This window comes from Pseudomonas sp. TAA207, assembly GCF_001529285.1.
GTDB lineage: Bacteria > Pseudomonadota > Gammaproteobacteria > Pseudomonadales > Pseudomonadaceae > Aquipseudomonas > Aquipseudomonas weihenstephanensis.
Map to the genome: position 1 here is coordinate 212,234 of NZ_LLWJ01000068.1, position 22,597 is coordinate 234,830.

18 protein-coding genes are annotated in these 22,597 nt (G+C 54.6%); 5 read left to right on the forward strand and 13 right to left on the reverse strand.

Going from position 1 to position 22,597, the window contains the following annotated elements; translation table 11 throughout:
* Positions 1-134: 134 nt before the first annotated feature.
* The 4 genes from AP059_RS15405 to AP059_RS15420 all read right to left on the reverse strand — a co-directional run bounded on the left by AP059_RS15405 (position 135) and on the right by AP059_RS15420 (position 8,535).
* Positions 135-2,489 (reverse strand): autotransporter outer membrane beta-barrel domain-containing protein, encoded by a 2,355-nt coding sequence (locus AP059_RS15405; RefSeq protein WP_082706818.1) that lies wholly within the window; start codon positions 2,487-2,489, stop codon positions 135-137.
* Positions 2,490-2,814: 325 nt separating this feature from the next.
* Positions 2,815-4,893, reverse strand: coding sequence for a hypothetical protein (locus tag AP059_RS15410; protein WP_059764268.1), 2,079 nt, complete (start codon positions 4,891-4,893; stop codon positions 2,815-2,817).
* Between the two features lie 429 nt (positions 4,894-5,322).
* On the reverse strand, positions 5,323-7,269 hold the full coding sequence (locus tag AP059_RS15415) for a hypothetical protein (protein ID WP_059764270.1): 1,947 nt from the start codon (positions 7,267-7,269) through the stop codon (positions 5,323-5,325).
* A 303-nt stretch (positions 7,270-7,572) separates the two neighbouring features.
* On the reverse strand, positions 7,573-8,535 hold the full coding sequence (locus tag AP059_RS15420; RefSeq protein ID WP_059764272.1) for an NAD(P)H-quinone oxidoreductase: 963 nt from the start codon (positions 8,533-8,535) through the stop codon (positions 7,573-7,575).
* Positions 8,536-8,674: 139 nt separating this feature from the next.
* On the opposite strand from AP059_RS15420, the gene AP059_RS15425 reads away from it, so the two are divergent.
* Positions 8,675-10,756 (forward strand): carboxy terminal-processing peptidase, encoded by a 2,082-nt coding sequence (locus AP059_RS15425; RefSeq protein WP_165599943.1) that lies wholly within the window; start codon positions 8,675-8,677, stop codon positions 10,754-10,756.
* Positions 10,757-10,869: 113 nt separating this feature from the next.
* Here AP059_RS15425 and AP059_RS15430 read toward each other — a convergent pair whose 3' ends face one another.
* The 4 genes from AP059_RS15430 to AP059_RS15445 all read right to left on the reverse strand — a co-directional run bounded on the left by AP059_RS15430 (position 10,870) and on the right by AP059_RS15445 (position 13,183).
* Complete coding sequence (locus AP059_RS15430) at positions 10,870-11,325, reverse strand: sel1 repeat family protein (RefSeq protein WP_059764276.1); 456 nt, start codon at positions 11,323-11,325, stop codon at positions 10,870-10,872.
* The gene (locus AP059_RS15435; RefSeq protein WP_048365238.1) at positions 11,326-11,694 is read right to left on the reverse strand and encodes a hypothetical protein; all 369 of its coding nucleotides are present in this window, start codon (positions 11,692-11,694) and stop codon (positions 11,326-11,328) included.
* Positions 11,691-12,029, reverse strand: a complete 339-nt coding sequence (locus AP059_RS15440; protein WP_059764278.1) for a helix-turn-helix domain-containing protein — start codon at positions 12,027-12,029, stop codon at positions 11,691-11,693. The genes AP059_RS15435 and AP059_RS15440 overlap by 4 nt, the downstream gene beginning before the upstream one ends.
* 416 nt (positions 12,030-12,445) lie before the next feature.
* Complete coding sequence (locus AP059_RS15445; RefSeq protein WP_048365236.1) at positions 12,446-13,183, reverse strand: FKBP-type peptidyl-prolyl cis-trans isomerase; 738 nt, start codon at positions 13,181-13,183, stop codon at positions 12,446-12,448.
* A gap of 267 nt (positions 13,184-13,450) precedes the next feature.
* Between AP059_RS15445 and AP059_RS15450 the strand changes: the two genes are divergently transcribed.
* Positions 13,451-15,265 (forward strand): di-heme-cytochrome C peroxidase, encoded by a 1,815-nt coding sequence (locus tag AP059_RS15450; protein ID WP_059764362.1) that lies wholly within the window; start codon positions 13,451-13,453, stop codon positions 15,263-15,265.
* Positions 15,266-15,311: 46 nt separating this feature from the next.
* Positions 15,312-16,448, forward strand: a complete 1,137-nt coding sequence (locus AP059_RS15455) for a catalase family protein (RefSeq protein WP_059764280.1) — start codon at positions 15,312-15,314, stop codon at positions 16,446-16,448.
* 117 nt (positions 16,449-16,565) lie between these two features.
* Here the strand turns inward: AP059_RS15455 and cysB are convergent, their stop codons facing one another.
* The 4 genes from cysB to AP059_RS15475 all read right to left on the reverse strand — a co-directional run bounded on the left by cysB (position 16,566) and on the right by AP059_RS15475 (position 19,581).
* Entirely contained in the window at positions 16,566-17,540 is a 975-nt protein-coding gene (gene cysB / locus AP059_RS15460) for an HTH-type transcriptional regulator CysB (protein WP_048365233.1), read from the reverse strand.
* A gap of 113 nt (positions 17,541-17,653) precedes the next feature.
* The gene (locus tag AP059_RS15465; protein WP_048398855.1) at positions 17,654-18,154 is read right to left on the reverse strand and encodes a universal stress protein; all 501 of its coding nucleotides are present in this window, start codon (positions 18,152-18,154) and stop codon (positions 17,654-17,656) included.
* A gap of 83 nt (positions 18,155-18,237) precedes the next feature.
* A complete protein-coding gene (locus AP059_RS15470) occupies positions 18,238-19,155 on the reverse strand; it encodes a 5'-nucleotidase (protein ID WP_059764282.1) in 918 nt (305 codons plus the stop codon).
* Positions 19,156-19,194: 39 nt separating this feature from the next.
* A complete protein-coding gene (locus AP059_RS15475; RefSeq protein WP_059764284.1) occupies positions 19,195-19,581 on the reverse strand; it encodes a thioredoxin family protein in 387 nt (128 codons plus the stop codon).
* On the opposite strand from AP059_RS15475, the gene AP059_RS15480 reads away from it, so the two are divergent.
* Both AP059_RS15480 and AP059_RS15485 read left to right on the forward strand, forming a co-directional pair.
* Entirely contained in the window at positions 19,580-20,026 is a 447-nt protein-coding gene (locus AP059_RS15480) for a PilZ domain-containing protein (RefSeq protein ID WP_059764286.1), read from the forward strand. The two genes, AP059_RS15475 and AP059_RS15480, sit on opposite strands and share 2 nt — an antisense overlap.
* Before the next feature lie 131 nt (positions 20,027-20,157).
* Entirely contained in the window at positions 20,158-21,234 is a 1,077-nt protein-coding gene (locus tag AP059_RS15485; protein WP_059764364.1) for a 3-deoxy-7-phosphoheptulonate synthase, read from the forward strand.
* Between the two features lie 44 nt (positions 21,235-21,278).
* On the opposite strand, the gene ppk2 is transcribed toward AP059_RS15485, so the two are convergent.
* Positions 21,279-22,448, reverse strand: a complete 1,170-nt coding sequence (ppk2, locus tag AP059_RS15490) for a polyphosphate kinase 2 (protein ID WP_059764288.1) — start codon at positions 22,446-22,448, stop codon at positions 21,279-21,281.
* Positions 22,449-22,597: the final 149 nt, after the last annotated feature.

A 22,597-nucleotide genomic window follows, 5' to 3' on the forward strand; every position in this document is an offset into this window, starting at 1 on the left:
ATTAAACATGTCCCACTTCCCCTCCCCCCATAAAAAAACCTCAATCTCCACAGTCAGGGAGATTGAGGTTATTAAGGAGATACCCGTGATGCGCACGTGTTCTCAAACAGCCATTAAGCTAAGCCGAGCACTGATTACCAGCTGTAGCGCAACCCGACATTAGCCCCCCATGGCTGTTCGATATTTTTACCGTTGCCATAATCAAAGTCGGCATGCACTTGCAGGTTGCTCGTAACTGACACTGCCAAACCCGCCCCGAACTCGGCGCGTGAACCCGACAGGTCATTGTTGAACACGTTGTTATTCACCTGAACTTCATTGTTTTTGGCGAACTCATGAACCATGGCTGCCCGAATATAAGGCTGAACTATGGCCCCATTTTTTAATGCCACGTTACGCCCTGCGGTCATACCCGCTTTGCCCAATAATGAACGTGTACGATCACCTTCAGCTTCCATCCCGTTATCCAGATCGTAGTCCTTGGCCTGAATCACAACACCCGCAACTTGGGCAAAGGGTTCGATGAAATAACCATCATCCAGCTTGATGTGCCGACCGAATTCAGCAGATGCCCCCAGACCTACGTTGTCGTAGCTGCCCTTGGCGCGGACGCCATCACTCATGGAAACTTTGGCCTCGTTGTTAAAACGGTTGAACTTGAGCACAGCATCGACGTAATAGCCGCTGCTTTGATCAAGCCAGGTGGTGTAGGCACCTACGTAGTAGCTTTTTACTGTGCCCGAAGTACCACGACTCAAGTCCAGGTCCGATTTGCTGGTCCCCCCCAACACCCCGACCAACCACTGCCCATCACCGATTGGCAGGGGAGCATCGGCGCCCAACGAGAAACCGTACTGAGTTTGTTTGTAAGCCAGGCCTGTGCTTTCAGAGACATTGAACTTGTTACCGTACGAACGCATCCAGAAACCTGACCGGCCACCATCGAAACGCAACTCCCCCATACGACTGCGTAACGAACTCAGCTCACCGTACCAAACAGTCGGTGCCGTGTTGAACAGAGCCAACACCGAACTTGTGCTAGGGCTGATTTTTTTGTTAGCCCCTAAATACCACTCTGTGCCGCCAGCGCCATCAGCCTTTGATTCAAGCGCATAGGAGTACGTGCCCTGATCAACGCGGGGTGCCGCATTGGCCAGCCCAAACGTTGCATCACCAGACGCAATATGCACCAACGTCAGGTTGGCCGGGTCGGTCACTGGATCAGCCCCTGTCGCAGTGACCAGCAGGCTATGGTTGCCGGTGGCATCTCCTGTCACATTGAGCTTGTCGCCCAGATTTTGTGCCATATCCACGTCCATGACAAATGTGCCTTGGCCTGAAAGTTGGCCAATATTCAACTGGTAAAAGGTTCCAGGCGCGCTTGAGCCAAAATCAACGGTGCCGTTTTGTAGTGCCAACTCACCCACGGTGTTGTCGCCCATCATGTTCCAACGCGAAGCATTACTGATGGCAATACGCTCGACATTATCCACATTGCCCGTAAATACAGAGGCTTGGTCCAAGGCAATACGCGCTGTACTACCGGCTTCGGCACTGACGTCTCCGTTCAAGAAGCCATGCGTAAAATTCAAATTGCCAGTACTGTCGCCTGCAATCTGTATATTGCCGTTCAAGACACTGTCTTGCACATTCATCGTCGCTAAAGCGCCACCTGTAACATCCAGCAAGATATTGTTACCGGCGTGAAGCGTTGAGCCGTTAAGAATATCCAGCTGGATATCGGTGCCATCAAGATCAAATCCATTCACAACAATCGCCGAGTCGGTTTTACCTTCAACCGATGTCCCGTCCAGGACCACATGGCCAGCTCTGGGCGAGAGGGAACCGTTGGAATAAATCTGGATGCCATTGGCCTCGCCAATGATAGTGCTGCCTTTAGCCGTGACATCTGAACTGAAAACAATAATCCCGGCGCTGCCCTCTCCCGTGGCTTGCACATGTGAATTGGTAAAATTCAGCGTACTAAAAGCTGACGCTTGAGCACCTGCTGTAGTGCCGATAATCGTGCTGTCAAAAACGTTGAACGTTGAGCCTTTGTCTTGCCCTGCACTCTGTTGCGCCAACAAACCAATACGGTCACTGATCACAGTGCTACCCGCGGTTATAGTGGCTTCACTATTGAGCAACTGTATGCCTGCTGTACTTCCCGGCGCCGCCGTAACGGTTGCACCACTGATCGTAAAGTTCGAATTATTGCTGCCGTAGAGTGCTGCAGTATTACCCGTTGCAATATTCAGGGTTGACGCATCAGAACGAATCTCATTCGTGGTAGCACCCTGTATATTGAGCGTGGCCCCTGTTTTAAGTGTGTAATTGGTTGCAGGCACTGCGGGATTTAACGTTACCACCGCGCCATTTTCGATGACCACAGCACCGACTGAGGGGCTCGCCAATATAAAAAAGCCCAGCAAGACGCTATGAGGAACTAATACAGAGGGGAACCACCGTGAAGTCCGTAAGATACCCATGCAGGCACTCCTTAAAGTTTAGTAGTAAAGTTACGAGCAGGCCCTCTCAAATCAACACAAATAAGTCAGGCCAAGCGTAAGTGCGCTAGAGTACTGACAAAGCTGTTCGCCCAATGTAGTAAAAACCCTGTATGCATGTAGGAAAACGCCTACATTTGTCTTTGTCATCATCGACAGAAACATACATACATTGTGACGAAGCTTTATTGAACCAAGCCACTCAAAAGCTCACTACTTAAAATACCGCCTAATGAATACGCACAAATTGCCTGTGAATGAAAAGGGGGCGTACAGCCCCCTTAATTTAAGACGCCTGGTTATACATTTACGGCGTTATTATGTAGCACGGGCCAGCTGGACTGGTAGAAGACGCGTAAATTGTCGCTTCCCCGGGAATAGGGCTACCTCCAACCGGCGTGCCCGTATAACTGACTTTTACAGCACCGAAGTTACCCACTACTTCAATATGGGTGGCATAAGGTTTAATCTGAATTTCATACCCGTTGATCGCTTCATTATTTGTCAGTACTTTATTCGGCAGTACCAGCCTGCCAGAGTCGACGGGCGTGGTCGCCGTATAGTCACTATAGGGTTGCCAAATAACACTGACGGTATCGCCGCCTTTTAGAAGTGGTGCATTCCCTGGGATTTTTACCCGAACGTAGTAATCACCTGAGCCATCACTGATATAAGACCTGCAGTTAAGTACTGGTAGTGGGTTACTCCCAGATGTCATACCCTGATCGGGGAATTCAGGGTTACCTAAGGACAGCGGTAAAGCCCCGGTGACATCGACAAGCCGATTAGCCGACTGCTGCGTATTGGCATCACCCCCGCCAGAAATAAGACGTATTTTGTAGTACACAGGAAGGGTTGAACTGCCCGGTTCTGTTTCTATGTCACTCCAGGGAATGATAAAAGACACCGATTGCCCCGGAACATCGGCGGCTCGAATGTCATAGGTCGCAACGGGAAGTTCAAGACTACCCCAATAAAGCTCCATACGCTGACCCACCTCGACCGGATCATAGAGATTTACCAATGCAATCGCTGAAAGACCAATATCCGAGGCAAGCAACTTGTTATCTTCCGGAGCCCCCCCTCCCCCGCGCACCGTCACCAGAGGCAAATCGGGGTTGACCGGACTTGGTTCATCAGGGTTAACCGGGCCGGGCAGTGAAAGATCCACATTGATAATGGTTTCAAGAGAATCAACACGGTTACTGCCTCGAATCACCGAGTATTTTACAGTCGTAATTTTGTTTCCAAGGGTTGTTGCACCATACGCCGCTTTCAAAATCGCATAGGGTATCGGAATTTCAATAGGATCGGCGGAGGTTTGGCCGACCGAGAAAAGTGCACGAACCTCCCCCCCCCAACTCACCTCGATATCATCCACTGGAGACCAATTCGGGTAACGTTTTATGTAAACGTTAACCCCCATTGCTGCATCCGCCATATTGATCAGCGTAGAGTTATCTTCTGCCAGATAAATACGCGGAGCCTCTAACGGGCCTGTGGGCAATGGTTTAATGGCTAAGTAAGAAACTTTGGCCGACGATCTCGGACTGGCATTACCAATCTTGTCAATCAGACGATACCTGATAAACAGCGGGCCGTCCGGCACTCGTCGAATGCGACTGCCTGGAATATCAACTTCACGAGGATCTATAAAAATATCCCCCTCATAAGCCGGGATACCGGCGGGATCAGGATCGCTCCCCTCAAGAAACACTTGTACCGTGTCACCCTCTTTGGCCTGCAAATAATCGGGTATGCTAACCTTCAACATATCCCCATGGGCGTCTAAATAAGCCTGCGTTATATCGCCAGCTTCAGCGTCGGGTTCAACAAATGACAACTGATCTGGTTCATGCCCGTAATTGGGCGCAATCCTATCCAGCGTGATCGATTGCACCAAGGAACTGTCACTGGTGCCGTTAGAACCAGTCACTCGATAGCGCATATCAAACACACCGTTATCCCGAAAGAAAAATTTCGGGATAGTTACTTGAACATCTGGATCTGTAGGCAAGTTAGGCCCAGGCTGCGGCAAAGTAATAATTGTTTTAAAATCTGCTTCCTCACGATATTTCCACTCAATCGTCAAGAGATCTTCAAAAATAGGCGCGGCAGCACCCAAAGGCCATGCGGGCACATTAATAATTAAATCCTGGTTTTGATGAGCGACAGGAAGCAGACCGTCATACTCAGGCTGCTCAGGCCAATAGAAATATTCTGGAAACGTGGGAAGCGGCAGGTTGTCATCAGCCCGGAGCGTGCTATCGGCGGCAGTACGATTTCTAAGCCAATGGCTGTAGCGTTCGCGTGCTTGCTGAGAGGTCAGCGTATTCTGAGTTTTTTTCACTGTTTTGATCTCCACGAAACGAAAGAATAAAACCAACTTAATCGACCACCTTCAATAACAAGCGGCCTTGCGCATTGCCCCGTCACTTCCAGATTTCGCCCTTTACATTCAAGACACCTCACCTGCCGTCAACACTAAAAATACATACCAGACAAAGGTATCAAACAACCTTTTGCACACCGTCTGCATCAGCATGAACTGCTGAATGCGTTACTGCTGAATCTGTGAATCCCGCACATGGAGTCACCCCGCATTCAGAAAGTGCTACTTAGACAATCAACACACTCTCTGGAAACCTGCGAAATACGCCATGTAACAACCGAGCAACAACGGCACGTTGCGTGCTTATAAAGTTCAACCTTTAAAACTGAACAGACCTCCAAACAATGAGACTTGTTAGTGATACCGGTCAAACGTGCCAACTATGAATACGCGAGCAGGCAGCCGGGCATACGTAGATATTCATTACCCCTTTGTGCTGCTCGGCGGCTCGCAGGGATCTCCTCCAGGAACGGCCCGGGTAATTTTTACAAAGTCCGGTGCGGATTCACCGAATCGCCCATCTGTTTTCGAAAGGGTGTAGTACACCAGCCCCGACCCCTCCACCATGGGTTTAATATGCGGCTCATAAGGGCCAACTATCACCTCTGCATACCCTAAGACGAGGTGTGTGTGTAGCACTCGTAGGCTAATAACTTTTTCAGTGCCTGCGATTGGATCGGTGCCATTAAAGTTATTACACCCCTGCCAAAAGACGGTTATTTCATCAGCTAGCTCAAAATAACCGCCATTGAACTCAATATTGATCCGGATCCCGTCCCATGGCTTTTCTAGACTGGTGCAATTGATGTAACCCCATTTATCAGCCCCAGGAAACTTGGGCGTTGACAGATCGTCAATCGTGACAACCTGAACTTTAACCAGCGTATTGGATGAGGACTGCTGGTTTACGTTATTACTGGTGGTGTAATACACCGGTAACGCAAGATTATGGGGATCGGCATCAATAATGTGCCAGGGGACGTCCGTGAAAAATACGCTCTGCCCCGCCTGATCACGAGGCTGCACGGTATAAGTGGCGGCGATCTCGGGCCACGCCCCCCAGTAAAGATTGAGTATCTGCCCAGCGACTGGGCTTTGATACAGCTGTACGCTCGCCTTCACCGGATACGCTTTGTCAGTGGCCCTGAGTTCGTTGGGTATTCCAGACTCACCCATCACCTCGACCCGATCCAGCAGAGGGTTCACCAAGGCTGGCGCACCGGGGTGATCTTGACCTGCGACGGTAAAATCAATGTTCACTACAGTAGAGGGCGATACCTTTGACGTTGAGCCACGGCGCAACTTATAACTGACCGACGCGCTCAGTGGACCTACCCCTTTAGCTGTCAGCGCACTCCATGGCACAAGCACAGACAACGGAAAAACAGCGGGCACCTCTAACAGTGCGAAGCCATCCCAATCAAACGCAATAACATCCCCCGGTTGAATATCGACGATCCAATCTATGACTACTTTTACGCCCGCGCGAGCATCCGCTCGGTGAATCAGTGCATCGTCCTCATGTAAAGGAACCCTGGGCGGCGGCAGCACGCTGGGCCAGGGTGTCAACGCCACCACAGCACTGATCTCTCTGGAAATGGTTAACGACTCATTACCGGCGCGGTCTCTTAGTTTGTAAGCCGCATAGAACGTTCCGTTTTTCATGGGGGCGCGAATCACATCCCCCTGCAAAATAACTTTAATAAGATTGGCATCGATATCCGCTTGATACACCGTCACTTCAGCGACGGGAAGGCCTACACCAGGAATGCTCTCGAACCAATACAACGCCACCACATCCAGGTCTCGCGCACCGTTATAGAGGGGCAACGGAAGTGTATATTCAACTGTATCGCCATGCGCCTGCAGATAAGCATCAGTAATCACCCCCCCCAGATCGGCAGGCGGAACAAGTGCTTCGCCTTGCCTATCCTCACCGGGTGTTTGTGAGTCGACAGTCAACGTCCTTGCAAAAGAAGATACGGTTTCACCACTGAAAGAACTGGTGACGGTGTACCAGACCTCAAACGGCCCGTCCGTTTGCAGAAATCGTTGGTCGTACACCAACTTCAAGGGAAACAAACTTGGATCAATATCCCCGGCAAGCGTTCGACTCCCCGCCAAATTGTTCTCGTCGGCAGGCTCTGTTTTATACTCGGCCCAATACCATTTGACCACATCATAAAAAGGCGCCCTGGCCGGGTTTGGCCAAAGCGAATCAATGAACACCTCCAGGTCTTTTGTGTCAGAGCCACTGGGAAGTAAACCGACCGGATCATCAGGATCAATTACTACGGGAACGCTCAGCTCTACTAACGGTACGAGGTCCGTATCAGAAGCACCCAATAAAGTCTCAATTTTTCTAGTCATGTTTTGATCACATATAGTTAACACGCAGGATGACAACGTAGACCCACAAGTCTTTGCTAGAAGCGATAACCCTAAATGCAGCCACGTTTTGCACTTTGAGCACAGTGCTACTGCACTCTTATTGAAAGGCTGTGTCTACTGTCAGAAATGACAGGCTGGCGGGCTAACGGGCTAACGGGCTAACGGCGGTATTAACTCATTTTACGAGTGGCGGGCATTGGGAATGGGTATTCACCAGGTGCAGAAGAGGGGCGCTGGCCGCCCCCACTGTTTGATTAAACTGGCTTATAGAACGAGAGGCTATTAAACAAGTGTTCTATCAATCACTAACACTAACTTGCCTGACACGTTATTGTCCGCCAGCTCATTAAACGCGGCTTCTGCCTGCTCTACCGGGAAGGTCTTGGCCAGTTGCGGGCTCAAGCGACCCTCTGTAAACAAGGGCCACACGTGTTGGTTCAAGTCACTTAACAGTTGCGCCTTGAACTGATCATCGCGGCTGCGTAACGTCGAACCCAGCAATTGCACCCGCTTGGCCAGCACTTGGGCCAAATCCAGTTGCGCATTGCGCCCGCCCATCAGGCCAATCAGCACCCAACGGCCATCCAGATTCAGCAGCTTAAGGTTGTTGGCAGCGTAATTGGCGCCCACCGGATCGAGGATGACATCGAAGGGGCCAAATGCGCCCAGCGCATCAATCCCCTCGGTGCGTACTACCCCACCCTGAGCGCCCAAGGATTGGCAATATGCCAGTCGCTCCTCAGACCCCACACTCACCCAGCACGGGCTGCCAAACGCTTTGCACAGCTGAATAGCCGCTGATCCAACACCACTTGCCCCAGCGTGCAACAGCACTTTTTCACCGGGGCGCAGGCCCGCGAGCTGGAACAGGTTCAGCCACGCGGTGCTGTAGACCTCTGGCACAGCTGCCGCTTCAACCAGAGACAAACCTTCTGGCACCGCCAGCGCATGGCGCGCATCCACGACTACTTCTTCAGCCATGCCGCCCCCGGCCAGCAACGCGCATACGCGGTCGCCGACCTGCCATGACGAGCCAGGTCCTACTTGGCTGACGATCCCGGAGCACTCAAGCCCCAACACTTGGCTCGCCCCCGGTGGTGGCGGATACAGCCCCGCACGTTGTAAAAGGTCGGCACGATTAAGCCCCGCTGCCGCCACACGAATCCGAATTTGTCCTGCATCACAGGTAGGACTTGGCTCTTCTAGCCACTTCACCTGACCTTCAACGCCTTGCAATGCTTTCACAGTGCCTCCATAGTGAGTCTGGACTGAGCCCGGCGCTGAAGCACCGGGCTTTTTGCATTATGCGACCGGTCCTTGATGGAACCGGCGACTTCAAAGACGGCCTAATATGCGTTATCAATTGCCCCCGCGTCGAATCAGCATGAAGCATTTATTCCCTAGCACCGCACTCGCCCTATTCATTGGCCTCGGCGTTTTGCCGCTGTCGGCCAATACATTCGCCGCTAACAGTTGGGATAACCTTCAGCCCGATCGTGATGAGGTAATTGCCAGTCTTAACGTTGTTGAGCTGCTCAAACGCCATCATTACAGCAAGCCGCCACTGGATGACGCGCGTTCCGCGATCATTTATGACAGCTACCTGAAGCTGCTCGATCCTTCGCGCAGTTATTTCCTGGCCAGCGATATAGCCGAATTCGACAAATGGAAAACCCAATTTGACGATTTCCTCAAAAGCGGCGACCTCAACCCTGGCTTCACGATCTACAAGCGCTATCTGGACCGTGTCAAATCGCGTCTGGACTTTGCCCTTGCCGAACTGAACAAGGGCGTCGATTCGTTCGACTTCAACGCAAAAGAAGCGCTGGAGATCGACCGCAAGGACGCACCGTGGCTCAAAACCGAAGCCGAACTCAATGACCTGTGGCGCAAACGCATCAAGGATGAAGTCCTGCGCCTGAAAATTGCTGGCAAAGAGCCTGCAAAAATTCAGGAACTGCTGACCAAGCGCTACAAGAATCAACTCTCGCGCCTCGATCAGACGCGCAGCGAAGACATCTTCCAGGCGTATATCAATACCTTCGCCATGTCTTACGACCCGCACACCAACTATCTGTCACCCGATAACGCGGAAAACTTCGACATCAACATGAGCCTGTCGCTGGAAGGCATCGGCGCCGTGTTGCAAAGCGATAACGATCAGGTGAAGGTCGTGCGTCTGGTGCCGGCAGGCCCTGCCGACAAGACCAAGCAAGTGGCCCCGGCGGACAAAATCGTCGGAGTTGCCCAAGGCGACAAAGAGATGGTCGACGTGATCGGCTGGCGCCTGGACGAAGTGGTCAAGCTGATTCGCGGCCCTAAAGGCTCTGTGGTGCGCCTGGAAGTGATTCCGGCCAGCAACGCGCCAAATGACCAGACCAGCAAAATCGTGTCCATCACCCGTGAAGCCGTGAAGCTTGAAGAGCAAGCGGCGAAAAAGTCGATTCTCAACCTGAAACAGGATGGCAAAGACTACAAACTGGGCGTGATTGAAATCCCGGCGTTCTATCTGGACTTCAAAGCATTCCGTGCCGGTGATCCGAACTACAAGAGCACCACCCGCGACGTTAAAAAACTGCTGACCGAATTGCAGAAAGAAAAAGTCGACGGTGTGATCATCGACTTGCGCAACAACGGTGGCGGTTCGTTGCAGGAAGCGACAGAACTGACCAGCCTGTTTATCGACAAAGGCCCAACCGTGCTGGTGCGTAATGCCGACGGCAAAGTCGATGTCCTTGAAGATGAAAACCCTGGCGCGTTCTACAAAGGCCCGATGGCACTGTTGGTTAACCGTTTGTCAGCCTCGGCTTCTGAAATTTTTGCCGGTGCCATGCAGGACTATCACCGCGCACTGATCATCGGCGGTCAGACCTTCGGCAAAGGAACAGTGCAAACCATTCAGCCGCTCAATCATGGCGAACTGAAACTGACCCTGGCCAAGTTCTACCGGGTTTCCGGCCAGAGCACCCAGCACCAGGGCGTCCTGCCTGACGTCGCCTTCCCGTCGATCATCGACACCAAGGAAATCGGCGAAAGCGCACTGCCTGAAGCCATGCCGTGGGACACCATCCGCCCGGCCATCAAACCTGCTTCTGACCCGTTCAAGCCATTCATTGCTCAGCTCAAGGCTGATCATGATGCGCGCACGGCCAAAGATGCCGAGTTCATCTTTATCCGTGACAAGCTGGCGTTGGCCGAAAAGCTGATGAGTGAGAAGACCGTCAGCCTCAATGAAGCTGAGCGCCGCGCGCAACATGCAGACATTGAAGCCAAGCAACTGGCGATGGAAAACGCCCGTCGCAAGGCCAAAGGTGAAGCGCCACTCAAAGAAATGAAGAAAGAAGACGAAGACGCCCTGCCGGTAGAACCTGAAAAGACCAAACCGGAAGATGACGCCTACCTGAGTGAAACCGGGCGGATTCTGTTGGACTACCTCAAGCTTAATGGTCAGGTGGCCAAACGCTAAAACAGAACCCGTCGCGTCGCTAAGCGCCTTAGCGACTACACCGGCGTTCACTCAATGTAAAAAGGGCGGGTCGCATTATGCGATCCGCCCTTTTTATTGGTCACTGAGCTGACTTAATTCGCGTCGCGTTGGTAGCGCCGTGCCAGATCGGGATCCGGCATCAACCCTGGGCCGCCCTGCTGATATAACTCCACCAGCTTGATGGACGCCAGCGGATGACCCGCCTTGGCGGCCATCGTCCACCAGCGAACCGCTTCAGCAGCATCCGGGGCTTTATTCACGCTGCCCGCCAGGCTGAAAGCGCCCACTTGATACGCTGCTTTGCCATCGCCCGCCAGACCTGCCAGTCGCAACAAGCGCACACCCTCCTGCTTGGCGCCCAGCCCTTGCCCGCGAAAGGCCAGAATGTGCCCATAGAAGCTTTGAGCATCGGTATCGCCCAAGTTCGCCATGCGCGCGAATTGACCCTCCATCCAGCGCCACAGCCGTGGCTGGCGTACACACCACGGCCAGTGGAACAACTTGCGCGCCACCCAGTAGCTTAAGCGCGCCTTAAGACGCCACACCACTCAAGCCTCCTCGTGTTCATAAGCGTACTCAAAAACGCGGACCACCTCGGAGGCGTGCCATGAAGCCGCTGCAATACCATCAGGCGGCCCGCTAAAACGTCCTAGCCGCTCAACACATTCAAAAAAACCAGTGCGCGGCAAGCGGCTGGCTCCCTGGCTGATCACCAGCGAGCTGCGCAGCGGCTGTTCCGATTTGGCGTCCAGGGCTGCCAAATGCTCAAGCGCAGCGGTCAGGGTCAACATGGCTGGACTGGGCAGTTGCAAACGCTCCAGCAACGCGCGATAGGTCAGCAAGTGGCGCTGTCGACGCGCCTGGTCAAGCTCAGTCAGTAAACCTTCCCAATGTTGACGACTGATGCGTACGCTCATGACGCGTCCCTCCACCCGGCAATGCCAAGTTCCCAACCCAGGCTGCGACTGATGGCGCTGTCGGGCTTTCGCTCTCCGGTTTCAATCATGCTCAGGTAAGACGGGCTGATGCCTACCGTACGGGCCAACGCTTCAAGCGCCAGCCCCTTGGCTTCGCGCAGAGTGCGCAATTGATCAAGCCCTGGTAGCACCTGCTCGGTGGAGGGCGCCGGTATTGGCTCAACAGGGGCCGACGGCTGATTAAGACCCGCCGCTGTGAGGAGTGCCTGATAGCTTTCCCATGACAAAACCGCGTACTCGGGCTCACCATTGCGCTTGATAATTTGAAGATCCATTACTAAACCCCGTCAGACTTTTAAGTAAATCGAGTCGGAACTTTCCTTAGAAGCTTAATCCTAACAGCGGATAAGGTCTCTGGGGTTTTTGATCTTGCGTAGGAAAAAATCATTGAGTGAGGATAAACAGCCCGAAGAATGACAAATGTTATCCACACAAATTGTGGATAACCTTGTGAACAGAGCTGATTTTCATCGCTGAAAGCCCCGCACCATAAGGGCTGCGCTCAGATCGGGCGTTTTTTACACACATAAAAAAACCCATAAATTCATTGACTTGGCAGTCAGCAACCACTAGCGACAGAGGATTACGGGTGAAGTAATAGTCTGCATCGGGTTCATCAGGCGCGTAGGAATAGAACTACAGAAACGAAAACGCCCCGTCGAGACGGGGCGTTACGTGAAGCCAGAACCGCTTATTTGCTGGCAGGGGCTGCCGGTGCAGTTTCTTGCTCAGCTTTGGCCGGGTCTTTGATGGCCAACAGTTCCAGATCGAATACCAACACCGAGTTCGCCGGGATGGCCGGGCTTGGGCTTTGTGCGCCGTAAGCCAGTTCGCTAGGAATGTACAACTTGTACTTCTCGCCGACGTGCATCAGTTGCAAGCCTTCAACCCAACCCGGGATCACGCCGCTCACTGGCAAATCAATCGGGCTGCCGCGTTCAACGGAGCTGTCGAACACCTTGCCGTCAATCAGCTTGCCTTCGTAGTGAACGGTCACCACGTCTGTGGCCTTAGGCTGAGGGCCGTCGGCTTTTTTGATCACTTCATACTGCAAGCCAGAAGCTGTGGTGGTCACACCGGCTTTCTTGGCATTTTCTTCGAGGAATTTTTTACCCGCAGATGACGCTTCTTCGCTCATCTTGGTCAGGCGCTCTTCTGCACGCTTTTGCAGGGCAGAGAAAGCTTCGATCAGCTCGTCATCCTTAAGTTTTTGCTCTTTTTTACCCACGGCATCTTCGATGCCCAAAGCAACGGCTTTGGAGTCCAGATCATCCATGCCCTCTTGAGCCAGGCTCTTGCCCATGTTCAGGCCAATGCCATAAGAAGCTTTTTGCGCCGGAGTTTTCAGCTCTACGCTGGTCTGCGAATCACAACCCGCCAGTACCAGGCTTACCAGAGCCACAGCTGCCGCCAACCGATGCTGTTTCATGCTATTTCCTTGTTCATGCGCCAAATGGGCAATCGAATAAAGCCGCGAGCTTATCAGGCGGCCGCGACCAATGGCTACCGGCATGAGAGCGGTAAATGGCGCAGAAGTTCACGCTTAAAACACAATTCATATTCAGCGTAACTTTTGCTAACACATCTGGGCACCTGTCAAGCCTGGCCTGGATTATTCAGAGGGAACTTATGGCCACTTGATGACAGACATGAGCTAAGGCATAAGAGTGTGAAAAATCTTATAAGGAGCATGACTGTGCGTCTGTTTTACCGTGTTTTGCTGGTACTGCTGGTGGCCCTGGGAGGGTTGCTTGGCCTGATTGTGTATTTCACTGCCAACCCCAAATTACCGACCTATAAAGCGCCGCAACAACTGCATTACCTTGATCAATGGAGCCAGGCCGACCGCCAGACCTACTACTACACGCCCCAAGGCACGCAAGTGAAAGGCTTGCGCTATAACTGGTTCAGCGCGCTGGAGCTGCCGTTTTCCAAGCAACCGTTTGCAGCCCCTGAGTACTTGGCGCGCTTCGGGTTTCTGGTGGAGCCGCAACAAAAAGCCAGCGTCGCCAACCCTGGCAATTTGCCCGTAGGCTTTACGCGTCACACCAACCCGGGCAGCGACGTCCAGTATCTGGACATCACCTGCGCGGCCTGCCACACCGGTGAACTGCATTACAACGGCCAGGCGCTGCGCATTGATGGCGCTCCGGCGCAACACGTCCTGCCTTCAAGCGTACCCACCTTGCGCGGCGGCAGTTTTGGGCAAGCACTGGTCGCCAGCCTGGCAGCCACCTACTACAACCCGTGGAAATTTGAGCGCTTCGCACGCACCGTGTTGGGTGACGACTATGAGGCGCAGCACACTCAACTGCGCAGCGAGTTCAAAGCCTCACTGGACAACTTCCTCGCGGTGGCCTGGAACGACACCCATCGCGGCCTGTACCCCACACAGGAAGGCCCCGGCCGTACGGATGCTTTCGGGCGCATTGCCAACGCAAGCTTTGGTGACGCTATTTCCCCGGACAACTACCGCATCGCGAACGCGCCAGTCGATTACCCGCATCTGTGGGATATGTGGACATTCGACTGGGTGCAATGGAACGCCTCGGCCAAACAGCCTATGGCGCGCAACATCGGCGAAGCACTGGGCGTAGGTGCAACGCTGAACTTCTTCGACAGCCACGGCCAGCCGCTGCAAGGTGACGCTCGCTATCCGTCGAGCGTGCGCGTGCATGACTTGCATGTGATCGAACAAACCCTGCAAAAGCTTAAACCACCGGCGTGGCCTGAAGCGCTTTTTGGTCAGGTAGATCGCCCTCTGGCGGCCAAAGGCCGTGCCCTGTTTGCTGAAAATTGTGCGGGGTGCCACGTCCCGCAGGTCAAGGATGAAAATGGCCGCTGGGTACAACAACTCAAGGTCATCCCGCTTGAGTTCATCGGGACGGACCCCAATACCGCCAACAACATCGCCGATAACCGCTATGACGTCAGCGCCCTGCAATGGGACCCGACCGAGTTGGCCAAAATGAACGTGACGCTGTTTCCCGAGACCGACGAACCGTTGGACTTGCACGCATTGTCCGTGGCCAAAGGGCTGGCCTACATCACCGCGTTTGTTGAAAAGCATGCGTACGGCGTAGCGGGGATCAGCGCGCAAGAGCAAGACCGCCTCAATGGTTTTGGCCTGCCGATTGCGGTACAGGAAGTGCGCGCGTACAAAGCCCGGCCTCTGGATGGCATATGGGCCACGGCGCCGTATTTGCACAACGGATCGGTGCCAACCCTCTATCAACTGCTGTCACCTCAGTCCGAACGGGACCCGACCTTTTATCGCGGTACGTTTGAATACGACCCGCGCCACCTGGGGTATCGCACCACCGCATTTGAGGGCGGGTTTGTGCTCGACACCCGTATCAGCGGCAACCACAACAGCGGCCACGAGTTCCGCCCCGGGCCACGCGGCAATGGCGTCATCGGGCGTCTGCTGCAACCTGAGGAACGTTGGGCGCTGCTGGAGTATTTGAAAGTCTTGGGCAGCCCGCTCGAACAACAGTTGCCCACACCATGAGGTGCCCTCTTACACGCACCGCCTCTTTGGCTAAAAGGATATTTACATGCTGACTAAACTTTGGCTTCGCCTCGGCACGTGGCTGGGCACGTTGATTGTGATGTTGATCGCGCTGGGTCTGATCGGCTGGGCAATGGCCACCGGCTGGTACGCGTGGCAACACCGAGGCCCGGTGTCTACCCAGGAAGAAATCCCGGCGGGTGAAGCCGCGATGACTCAAGACACGATCCAGACCGCGATCAAAATCGTGGATCAACACCGTGAAAACACCCGCTACCTGCGCGATGCCCATGCCAAGGCCCACGGCTGCGTCAAAGCCGAGGTTCAGGTGCTGACAGATCTTGAGCCGGCGTTGCGCCAAGGGGTGTTTGCCGAACCAGGCAAAACCTGGCAAGCGGTAATGCGCCTGTCCAATGGCAATGCGTATCCACAGTTCGACAGCATTCGTGATGCGCGGGGCATGGCGATCAAGCTGCAAGCAGTACCCGGCACTCAACTGATGCCGAGCCAGCAAGGTCGCAACGAACAGGATTTTGTGATGTTCAACCATCCCAACTTCTTTGTCAGCGATGTGGCCGAGTACCGGCAAAACATTGGCGCACAGGCCGACGGCAAAAAAGTCATGGCGTTTTTTCCTTCATGGAACCCGAAGGAATGGCAAGTTCGCCACTTGTTCATTGCCCTGGCCACACTGGCACCGGCTCCGGCCAGCCCGACTCAAACCACCTACTTTTCGGTATCGCCTTACAAATTTGGCAGCGTGAACGCCAAGTACCGCGTAGCGCCCGATCCTGAGAGTTGCCCAGCCTATGCCCTGCCCGAGCAAAACCAGGCCTTGCCTAATTTTTTGCGCAGCGCACTGACCCGGCAACTGTCGACCGACCGTGTACCTGCGTGTTTCGTGCTGCAAATTCAGCGTCAGAACGCCAACCGATTCATGCCTATCGAAGACACCAGTATCGAATGGCGTGAATCGGATGCACCGTTTGAAACGGTGGCGCGTGTGACCGTGCCAGCGCAAGACTTTGACACCCCGAGCCAAAACCTGGCCTGTGACAACCTGTCGTTCAGCCCGTGGCATGGCATCGAGGCGCACCGGCCGATTGGTGGTATCAATCGCCTGCGCAAGGCGGTCTATGACTCAATCAGTGAATACCGCCATACACGCAACGCACAGCAATAACCCTCTAGACCGGGGGTTCAGGATAAGTGCGACCTGAACCCTTGCCTCTGACCAACTGCCTCTGCAATGTTGCACAGTTCACCCGCAGCCTTGCAGAGCGCGTGTAGCTCCAAGCACTTAATGCACGGGCAATTCAACCCCTTCAAACAGGTCCTCAAGCTCTTGCTTGTTATGGCACTGGATGGCTTTAGCCATGACTTCGCGGGTCAGGTGGGGGGCAAACTTTTCGATAAAGTCGCACATAAACCCGCGCAGGAAAGTACCGCGACGGAAGCCAATTTTGGTGATGCTGGACTCAAACAGTTCGCTGGCGTCCAGTACTACCAAGTCTTTATCAAGCTGGGTATCAACGGCCATCTTGGCCACGATGCCCACACCCAGACCCAGGCGCACATAGGTCTTGATCACGTCGGCGTCGGCGGCAGTGAATACCACTTTGGGCGTGAGGCCGCGATGGCTGAATGCTTCATCAAGTTTGGAGCGGCCGGTGAAGCCGAACACGTAGGTCACGATCGGGTATTCAGCCAGCGCTTCGAGGGTCAGCTTTGGCAATTTGGTCAACGGATGACCTTGCGGCACCACCACGCAGCGGTTCCAGCGGTAGCACGGCATCATCACCAGATCGCCGAACAACTCCAGAGCCTCGGTGGCAATTGCAAAATCAACCGTGCCATCAGCGGCCATCTCTGCAATTTGCATCGGCGAACCCTGATGCATGTGCAGCGAAACATCCGGGTATTGTTTGATGAAATTGCTGATGACAGGGGGCAAAGCGTAACGCGCCTGGGTGTGCGTCGTGGCAATCGACAGCGTGCCCTTTTTCTCGTTAGAAAACTCTTGGGCGATTTGCTTGATGCTTTCAACCTTGCGCAAAATTTCGCCGGCCGTGGTGATGATGCGTTCACCGGCCGGTGTGACGCGGGTCAGGTGTTTGCCGCTACGGGCAAAAACCTCGACGCCCAACTCGTCTTCAAGCAGGCGAATCTGTTTGCTGATACCCGGCTGTGAGGTGTAAAGGCTCTGCGCAGTGGCGGAAACGTTGAGGTCGTGGTGCGCCACTTCCCAGATGTAGCGCAATTGTTGAAGCTTCATATGCATCCCTCAAAGCAAATAGACGCCAAGGGTATCGGCGGCGGTATATAACTATATGGAAGGTAAGAAGAATAAATCTAGAACTTTTTTATCGTTTTAGCGGCGCCCACCCTTTATGCATCAGTGCGACGTCGACGCTGAAGAAGCGGCACCAGGTAGACCGGCATTTGAGCCAACTCGATCACCCGCGCGGCTGTACGCCCCAAATGCGTAATGCCCCCGGCAGGCTGGCCATGACTGCCCAGCACCAGCAGGTCAACCGACAAGCTCTGCGACTGCTGTAAAATCACCTGCGCTGGCTCGCCTTGTATCACCTTGACCGAGCGAATCAGGTCAAGCTCTTGCTCGCCTTCGCCCAACTCTTCGCGAAGGCTGTCCAGTACGCGTGATTCGATGTTCGAGAGCATGGTGCTCATGCCCAATTGGTGCAGGTCATTGAACGCCTGCTCATCGAGGTAACTTTGCAACACTGATTCTGCAAACAATCCCATCGGTTCAACCGCGTGTACGACATACAAGTCAGCGCCGAATGTGCGTGCCATGCCCAAGGCGTGCTGCATCACCACCGGCGCATAAATACCGAGGTCAGTGGCAAACAGTATCGAGCGAATCATGCGACCTCCCCGACTGCCTGAATGGCCGAGATGGATTGAGCTTAGCAGCGCCATGGCAAGTGCGATGGCTAACATCGCTGCACTCAGTCGGCGGGCAAATCACGCAATGGGTTGCTGATGCCGTGGGGCACGTGACCGGTGGCAACGACTTGGCGCGCCCTTTCGCAATGCCCCGCCTGATCATCGAAAAAGACATCGGCGGCAAAGGCCTCCAGAAACGCCGACTTGTCCAGCCCGCCCAAAAACAATGACTCATCCAGCCGGATATCCCAATCGCGCAAGGTGCGAATCACCCGCTCATGCGCGGGCGCTGAGCGCGCTGTGACCAACGCTGTACGAATCGGGCAAGCATCGTCAGGGAATTCACGCTGCAACAGGTTGAGCGCCTCAAGAAAGCCTTTGAACGGCCCGCCTCTTAAAGGGCTGCGCGCGGACTCACGTTCCAGCACCTGAAACGCCTCAATGCCGCCCGCCTGATAGACGCGCTCAGCTTCATCGGAAAACAGCACCGCGTCACCGTCAAAGGCTATTCGCAGCTCATTGCTTTGTGCACGCCGCGTGCCCCCGGCCAAAATCGTCGCAGCGGCGAACCCTGCATCCAGCGCACTGCGGACATCGTCCGCGTGGGTGGACAGGAACAGGTCACAGCCAAAGGCGTTGAGATAAGGGTGCGGGTTACGCCCACCCGAAAAGGCGGCGCGCGAAATGGCCAACTCGTAGTGCTGAATCGAATTGAATACGCGTAAACCGGTATCGGCACTGTTGCGCGACACCAGCACCACTTCGACGCGATCACGGCCCAGGCTTGCATTGAAGCTCAACAGTTTTTTGACCAGAGGGAATGCCTCCCCCGGCTCCAGCACTTCATCTTCATGCTCGATCTGATATTGGCGATAGGCTTCAATGCCTTGGGTCAGGTACACCTGATGGCTTCCGCTCAAGTCAAACAGTGCGCGCGACGAAATGGCCAATACCAACTTGCCCTTCAAGCCTTTACTCATGCCGCCTCCACCAGTTTTCAGAATTGATCAACCACCGCTTCAAGGCAGTTCATCAGGTTTACTCATCAAGGCGAGGCGAATGTGGTGTGCCAGCTCGCCTTCACTCAAGCGCGACTTCAACTCGCCATAAAACTCGCCGTCGCGCACCACCAACAGCGTGGGCAGATGAAAAATTTCGTAGCGGGCCACCAACCCGCCGTTTTCACCGGCATCGATCCAGCACAGGCGATCGAGGGGCAACGTCATGCTCGGCAACAGGCGCCGCGCGGTCCGGCAACTCGAACACCCGGCGCTGGTAAACACCACCAGCGATGTACCCGGCAAATTCAAAAGGTGCTGGTCCGCATCAAAGTCAGTCAGTTCCATTTCAATCACTATACTGAGGAAAACAATATCAAAGTGCTGGCACTTGGAGTGTGCGTTCATGGGTCGTTTTCTACCTCACCCAGATGATATTCCCGCTGAGATAACGCCCCGTAAACACCCTGCCCTTTCCCGCCGCAAGCTGCACTCTATCAGCCTGGGCGGCGTCGCATGCAACAGTGATCGAGGCTGGAAGCGGGGCGCGGCGGTCGACATGCATATGCCTACGCTGGGCAACGACGCTCACTACGCGGGCTATATCGCCTGGTGTGAAAAACGGGCGCCTGGCTATCGCGTCGGTATTGCCTTCACTGATCCCCAAACCTTGTTTGGCGCGCGCATGGGTGAGCAGGTCTGCCAGATCGAACACTATTACCGGCTGCAACAGCAACAAAACCCGCCTCAGGACAACATCGAAGCCCTGGCCCTGGAATGGATCAGCCTGAACGCGGTGGAATTCTCTCAAGCCACGCTGGACAGAGCACTGGCGCAGTCAGCGCTGGATTAAACCTGCGTGTGCCCATTGTCGGATAACCGCTTAACGCGTTAAGGTTCGGCTCCCCGTTGCGCTCAATCATGCTGTGCTCCGCCGCACGGGGATCGCTGGCGGCCGGCACCCGTGACCTGACGAGTAACACGATGGCTGATTTACCGATCGACGACCTAAACGTTGCCTCCAACGAAACCCTGATCACACCTGAACAGCTCAAGCGCGAGATGCCTCTGCGTGAAACCGCGTTGCAGACCGTGACCAAAGGCCGTGAGGTGATTCGCAACATCCTGGATGGCACAGACCATCGCCTGTTCGTTGTCATCGGGCCTTGCTCGATCCACGACATCAAGGCTGCCCATGAGTACGCCGAGCGTCTCAAGGCACTGGCCGCTGAAGTCAGCGACACGCTGTACCTGGTGATGCGCGTGTATTTCGAAAAACCACGGACCACGGTGGGCTGGAAAGGCCTGATCAACGACCCGTACCTGGATGACTCGTTCAAGATCGAGGACGGCCTGCACATTGGCCGCAAGCTGCTGCTGGACCTGGCCGAAATGGGCCTGCCGACGGCAACTGAGGCCCTGGACCCGATCTCCCCGCAATACCTGCAAGACCTGATCAGCTGGTCCGCCATTGGCGCGCGTACCACTGAGTCGCAAACGCACCGTGAAATGGCTTCAGGCCTGTCTTCGGCGGTTGGCTTCAAGAACGGCACCGATGGCGGCCTGACCGTTGCGATCAACGCCTTGCAGTCGGTCTCCAGCCCGCATCGCTTCCTGGGCATTAACCAGGAAGGCGGCGTGTCGATTGTGACCACCAAAGGCAACGCCTATGGCCACGTCGTGCTGCGCGGCGGCAATGGCAAGCCCAACTATGACTCGGTCAGCGTCGCCGTGTGCGAGCAAGCGCTGAACAAAGCCAAGATTCGCCCCAACATCATGGTCGACTGTAGCCACGCCAACTCCAACAAAGACCCGGCACTGCAACCGCTGGTCATGGAAAACGTTGCAAACCAGATCGTCGAAGGCAATCAGTCCATCATCGGTTTGATGGTTGAAAGCCACCTGAACTGGGGTTGCCAGGCGATTCCTAAAAACCTTGAAGATTTGCAGTACGGCGTGTCGATCACCGATGCCTGTATCGACTGGGCCAGCACTGAAAGCACCTTGCGCAGCATGCATGCCAAGCTCAAGGATGTACTGCCAAAGCGCGCTCGCGCCTGATCAAGCCCTCCTGCGGCCTGTTGTAGACGCGAGCACGCTCGCGCCTACAACGGGATGGTGGCCCTGCGCTCGCCCCGCTCATACACCACGTTAGCGCGGCCAACGATCAGCGGATCCAGCGCTCCAATACCCTTCAAATCCTTGTCGGCATACGGCAACTTGTGCAGCACATAGCGCATGGCGCTCAGACGCGCGCGTTTCTTGCAGTTGGACTTAATCACCGTCCACGGCGCATCGGCAGTGTCGGTGTACGAGAACATCCCCTCTTTGGCCTTGGTGTAATCGTCCCACTTGTCCAGTGACGCCAGATCGATCGGGCTGAGTTTCCAATGTTTGAGCGGGTGCTTCTCGCGCTCCTTAAAGCGTCGGCGTTGCTCTTCACGGCTGACCGAGAACCAAAACTTGATCAGATGAACGTTGCTACGCGCCAACATGCGTTCGAAGTCAGGCGCCTGACGCATGAACTCCAGGTATTCATCATCCGTGCAGAACCCCATCACCCGCTCGACCCCGGCACGGTTGTACCAACTGCGGTCAAACATGACGATTTCACCGGCCGTGGGCAGGTGCTGCACATAACGCTGGAAATACCATTGTCCGCGTTCGACTTCGCTGGGTTTCTCCAGGGCCACAATCCGTGCGCCCCGTGGGTTGAGGTGTTCCATGAAACGCTTGATCGAGCCGCCCTTGCCTGCCGCGTCGCGACCCTCAAACAGAATGACCACCTTCTGGCCTGTCTCTTTCACCCACGCCTGTAACTTAAGCAACTCCACTTGCAGGCGGTATTTTTCGCGCTCGTAGTTGCGGCGCGACATCAGATTTTTGTACGGGTAATTACCTTTGCGCCAGTCCGGCGCCAATTGATCGTCAGGGTGCAGGGGGCGCTGATGAAACACCGATTCGCTTTCCTGGCTGAGTAACGCATTGCGCAGCACAACCGCATCGTCGGGGGACAGCCCCGTCATCAACGTGCCCAAGGTCTTGATCAGTGCTTGCGTATCGCCTTGAGGGATCTGCTGCAACATGTCCTTTACGGCAGCGCTGGTGGCCGCCTGACGCGATTGGACTCTGTCATCAACGACATAGCGCTCAAGTTGAGCGGCTTTTTGCGTGGGAGCAACATCCCCTGCTTTAACGCGTCGCGTGCGCGGTGTACGTCCGGCAGTTTTTGCAGCGGGTTTTACCGTGTCAGTGCGCGTGACCCTATCGGTCATGAGATTTCCTTAAAAGAACTGCGGATGGTTCAAATAAATACAGCATCACCTCAGGCACACCTTAGACACAGATCAAAAAATGGCTGATCAAACCGTTGCGCACACAAAAACCCCGCGAGAGAGAGGCTCTCGCGGGGGTAATGCAGCCA

Bases quoted from the DNA above. Each gene is read 5' to 3' on its own strand.
- cysB (WP_048365233.1), bottom strand. From the start codon at position 17,540: ATGAAGCTTCAACAATTGCGCTACATCTGGGAAGTGGCGCACCACGAC.
- AP059_RS15465 (WP_048398855.1), bottom strand. From the start codon at position 18,154: ATGATTCGCTCGATACTGTTTGCCACTGACCTCGGTATTTATGCGCCG.
- AP059_RS15480 (WP_059764286.1), top strand. From the start codon at position 19,580: ATGGGTCGTTTTCTACCTCACCCAGATGATATTCCCGCTGAGATAACG.
- AP059_RS15455 (WP_059764280.1), top strand. From the start codon at position 15,312: ATGCTGACTAAACTTTGGCTTCGCCTCGGCACGTGGCTGGGCACGTTG.
- AP059_RS15405 (WP_082706818.1), bottom strand. From the start codon at position 2,489: ATGGGTATCTTACGGACTTCACGGTGGTTCCCCTCTGTATTAGTTCCT.
- AP059_RS15470 (WP_059764282.1), bottom strand. From the start codon at position 19,155: ATGAGTAAAGGCTTGAAGGGCAAGTTGGTATTGGCCATTTCGTCGCGC.
- AP059_RS15485 (WP_059764364.1), top strand. From the start codon at position 20,158: ATGGCTGATTTACCGATCGACGACCTAAACGTTGCCTCCAACGAAACC.
- ppk2 (WP_059764288.1), bottom strand. From the start codon at position 22,448: ATGACCGATAGGGTCACGCGCACTGACACGGTAAAACCCGCTGCAAAA.
- AP059_RS15425 (WP_165599943.1), top strand. From the start codon at position 8,675: ATGAAGCATTTATTCCCTAGCACCGCACTCGCCCTATTCATTGGCCTC.
- AP059_RS15415 (WP_059764270.1), bottom strand. From the start codon at position 7,269: ATGACTAGAAAAATTGAGACTTTATTGGGTGCTTCTGATACGGACCTC.
- AP059_RS15435 (WP_048365238.1), bottom strand. From the start codon at position 11,694: ATGAGCGTACGCATCAGTCGTCAACATTGGGAAGGTTTACTGACTGAG.
- AP059_RS15440 (WP_059764278.1), bottom strand. From the start codon at position 12,029: ATGGATCTTCAAATTATCAAGCGCAATGGTGAGCCCGAGTACGCGGTT.
- AP059_RS15475 (WP_059764284.1), bottom strand. From the start codon at position 19,581: ATGAACGCACACTCCAAGTGCCAGCACTTTGATATTGTTTTCCTCAGT.
- AP059_RS15445 (WP_048365236.1), bottom strand. From the start codon at position 13,183: ATGAAACAGCATCGGTTGGCGGCAGCTGTGGCTCTGGTAAGCCTGGTA.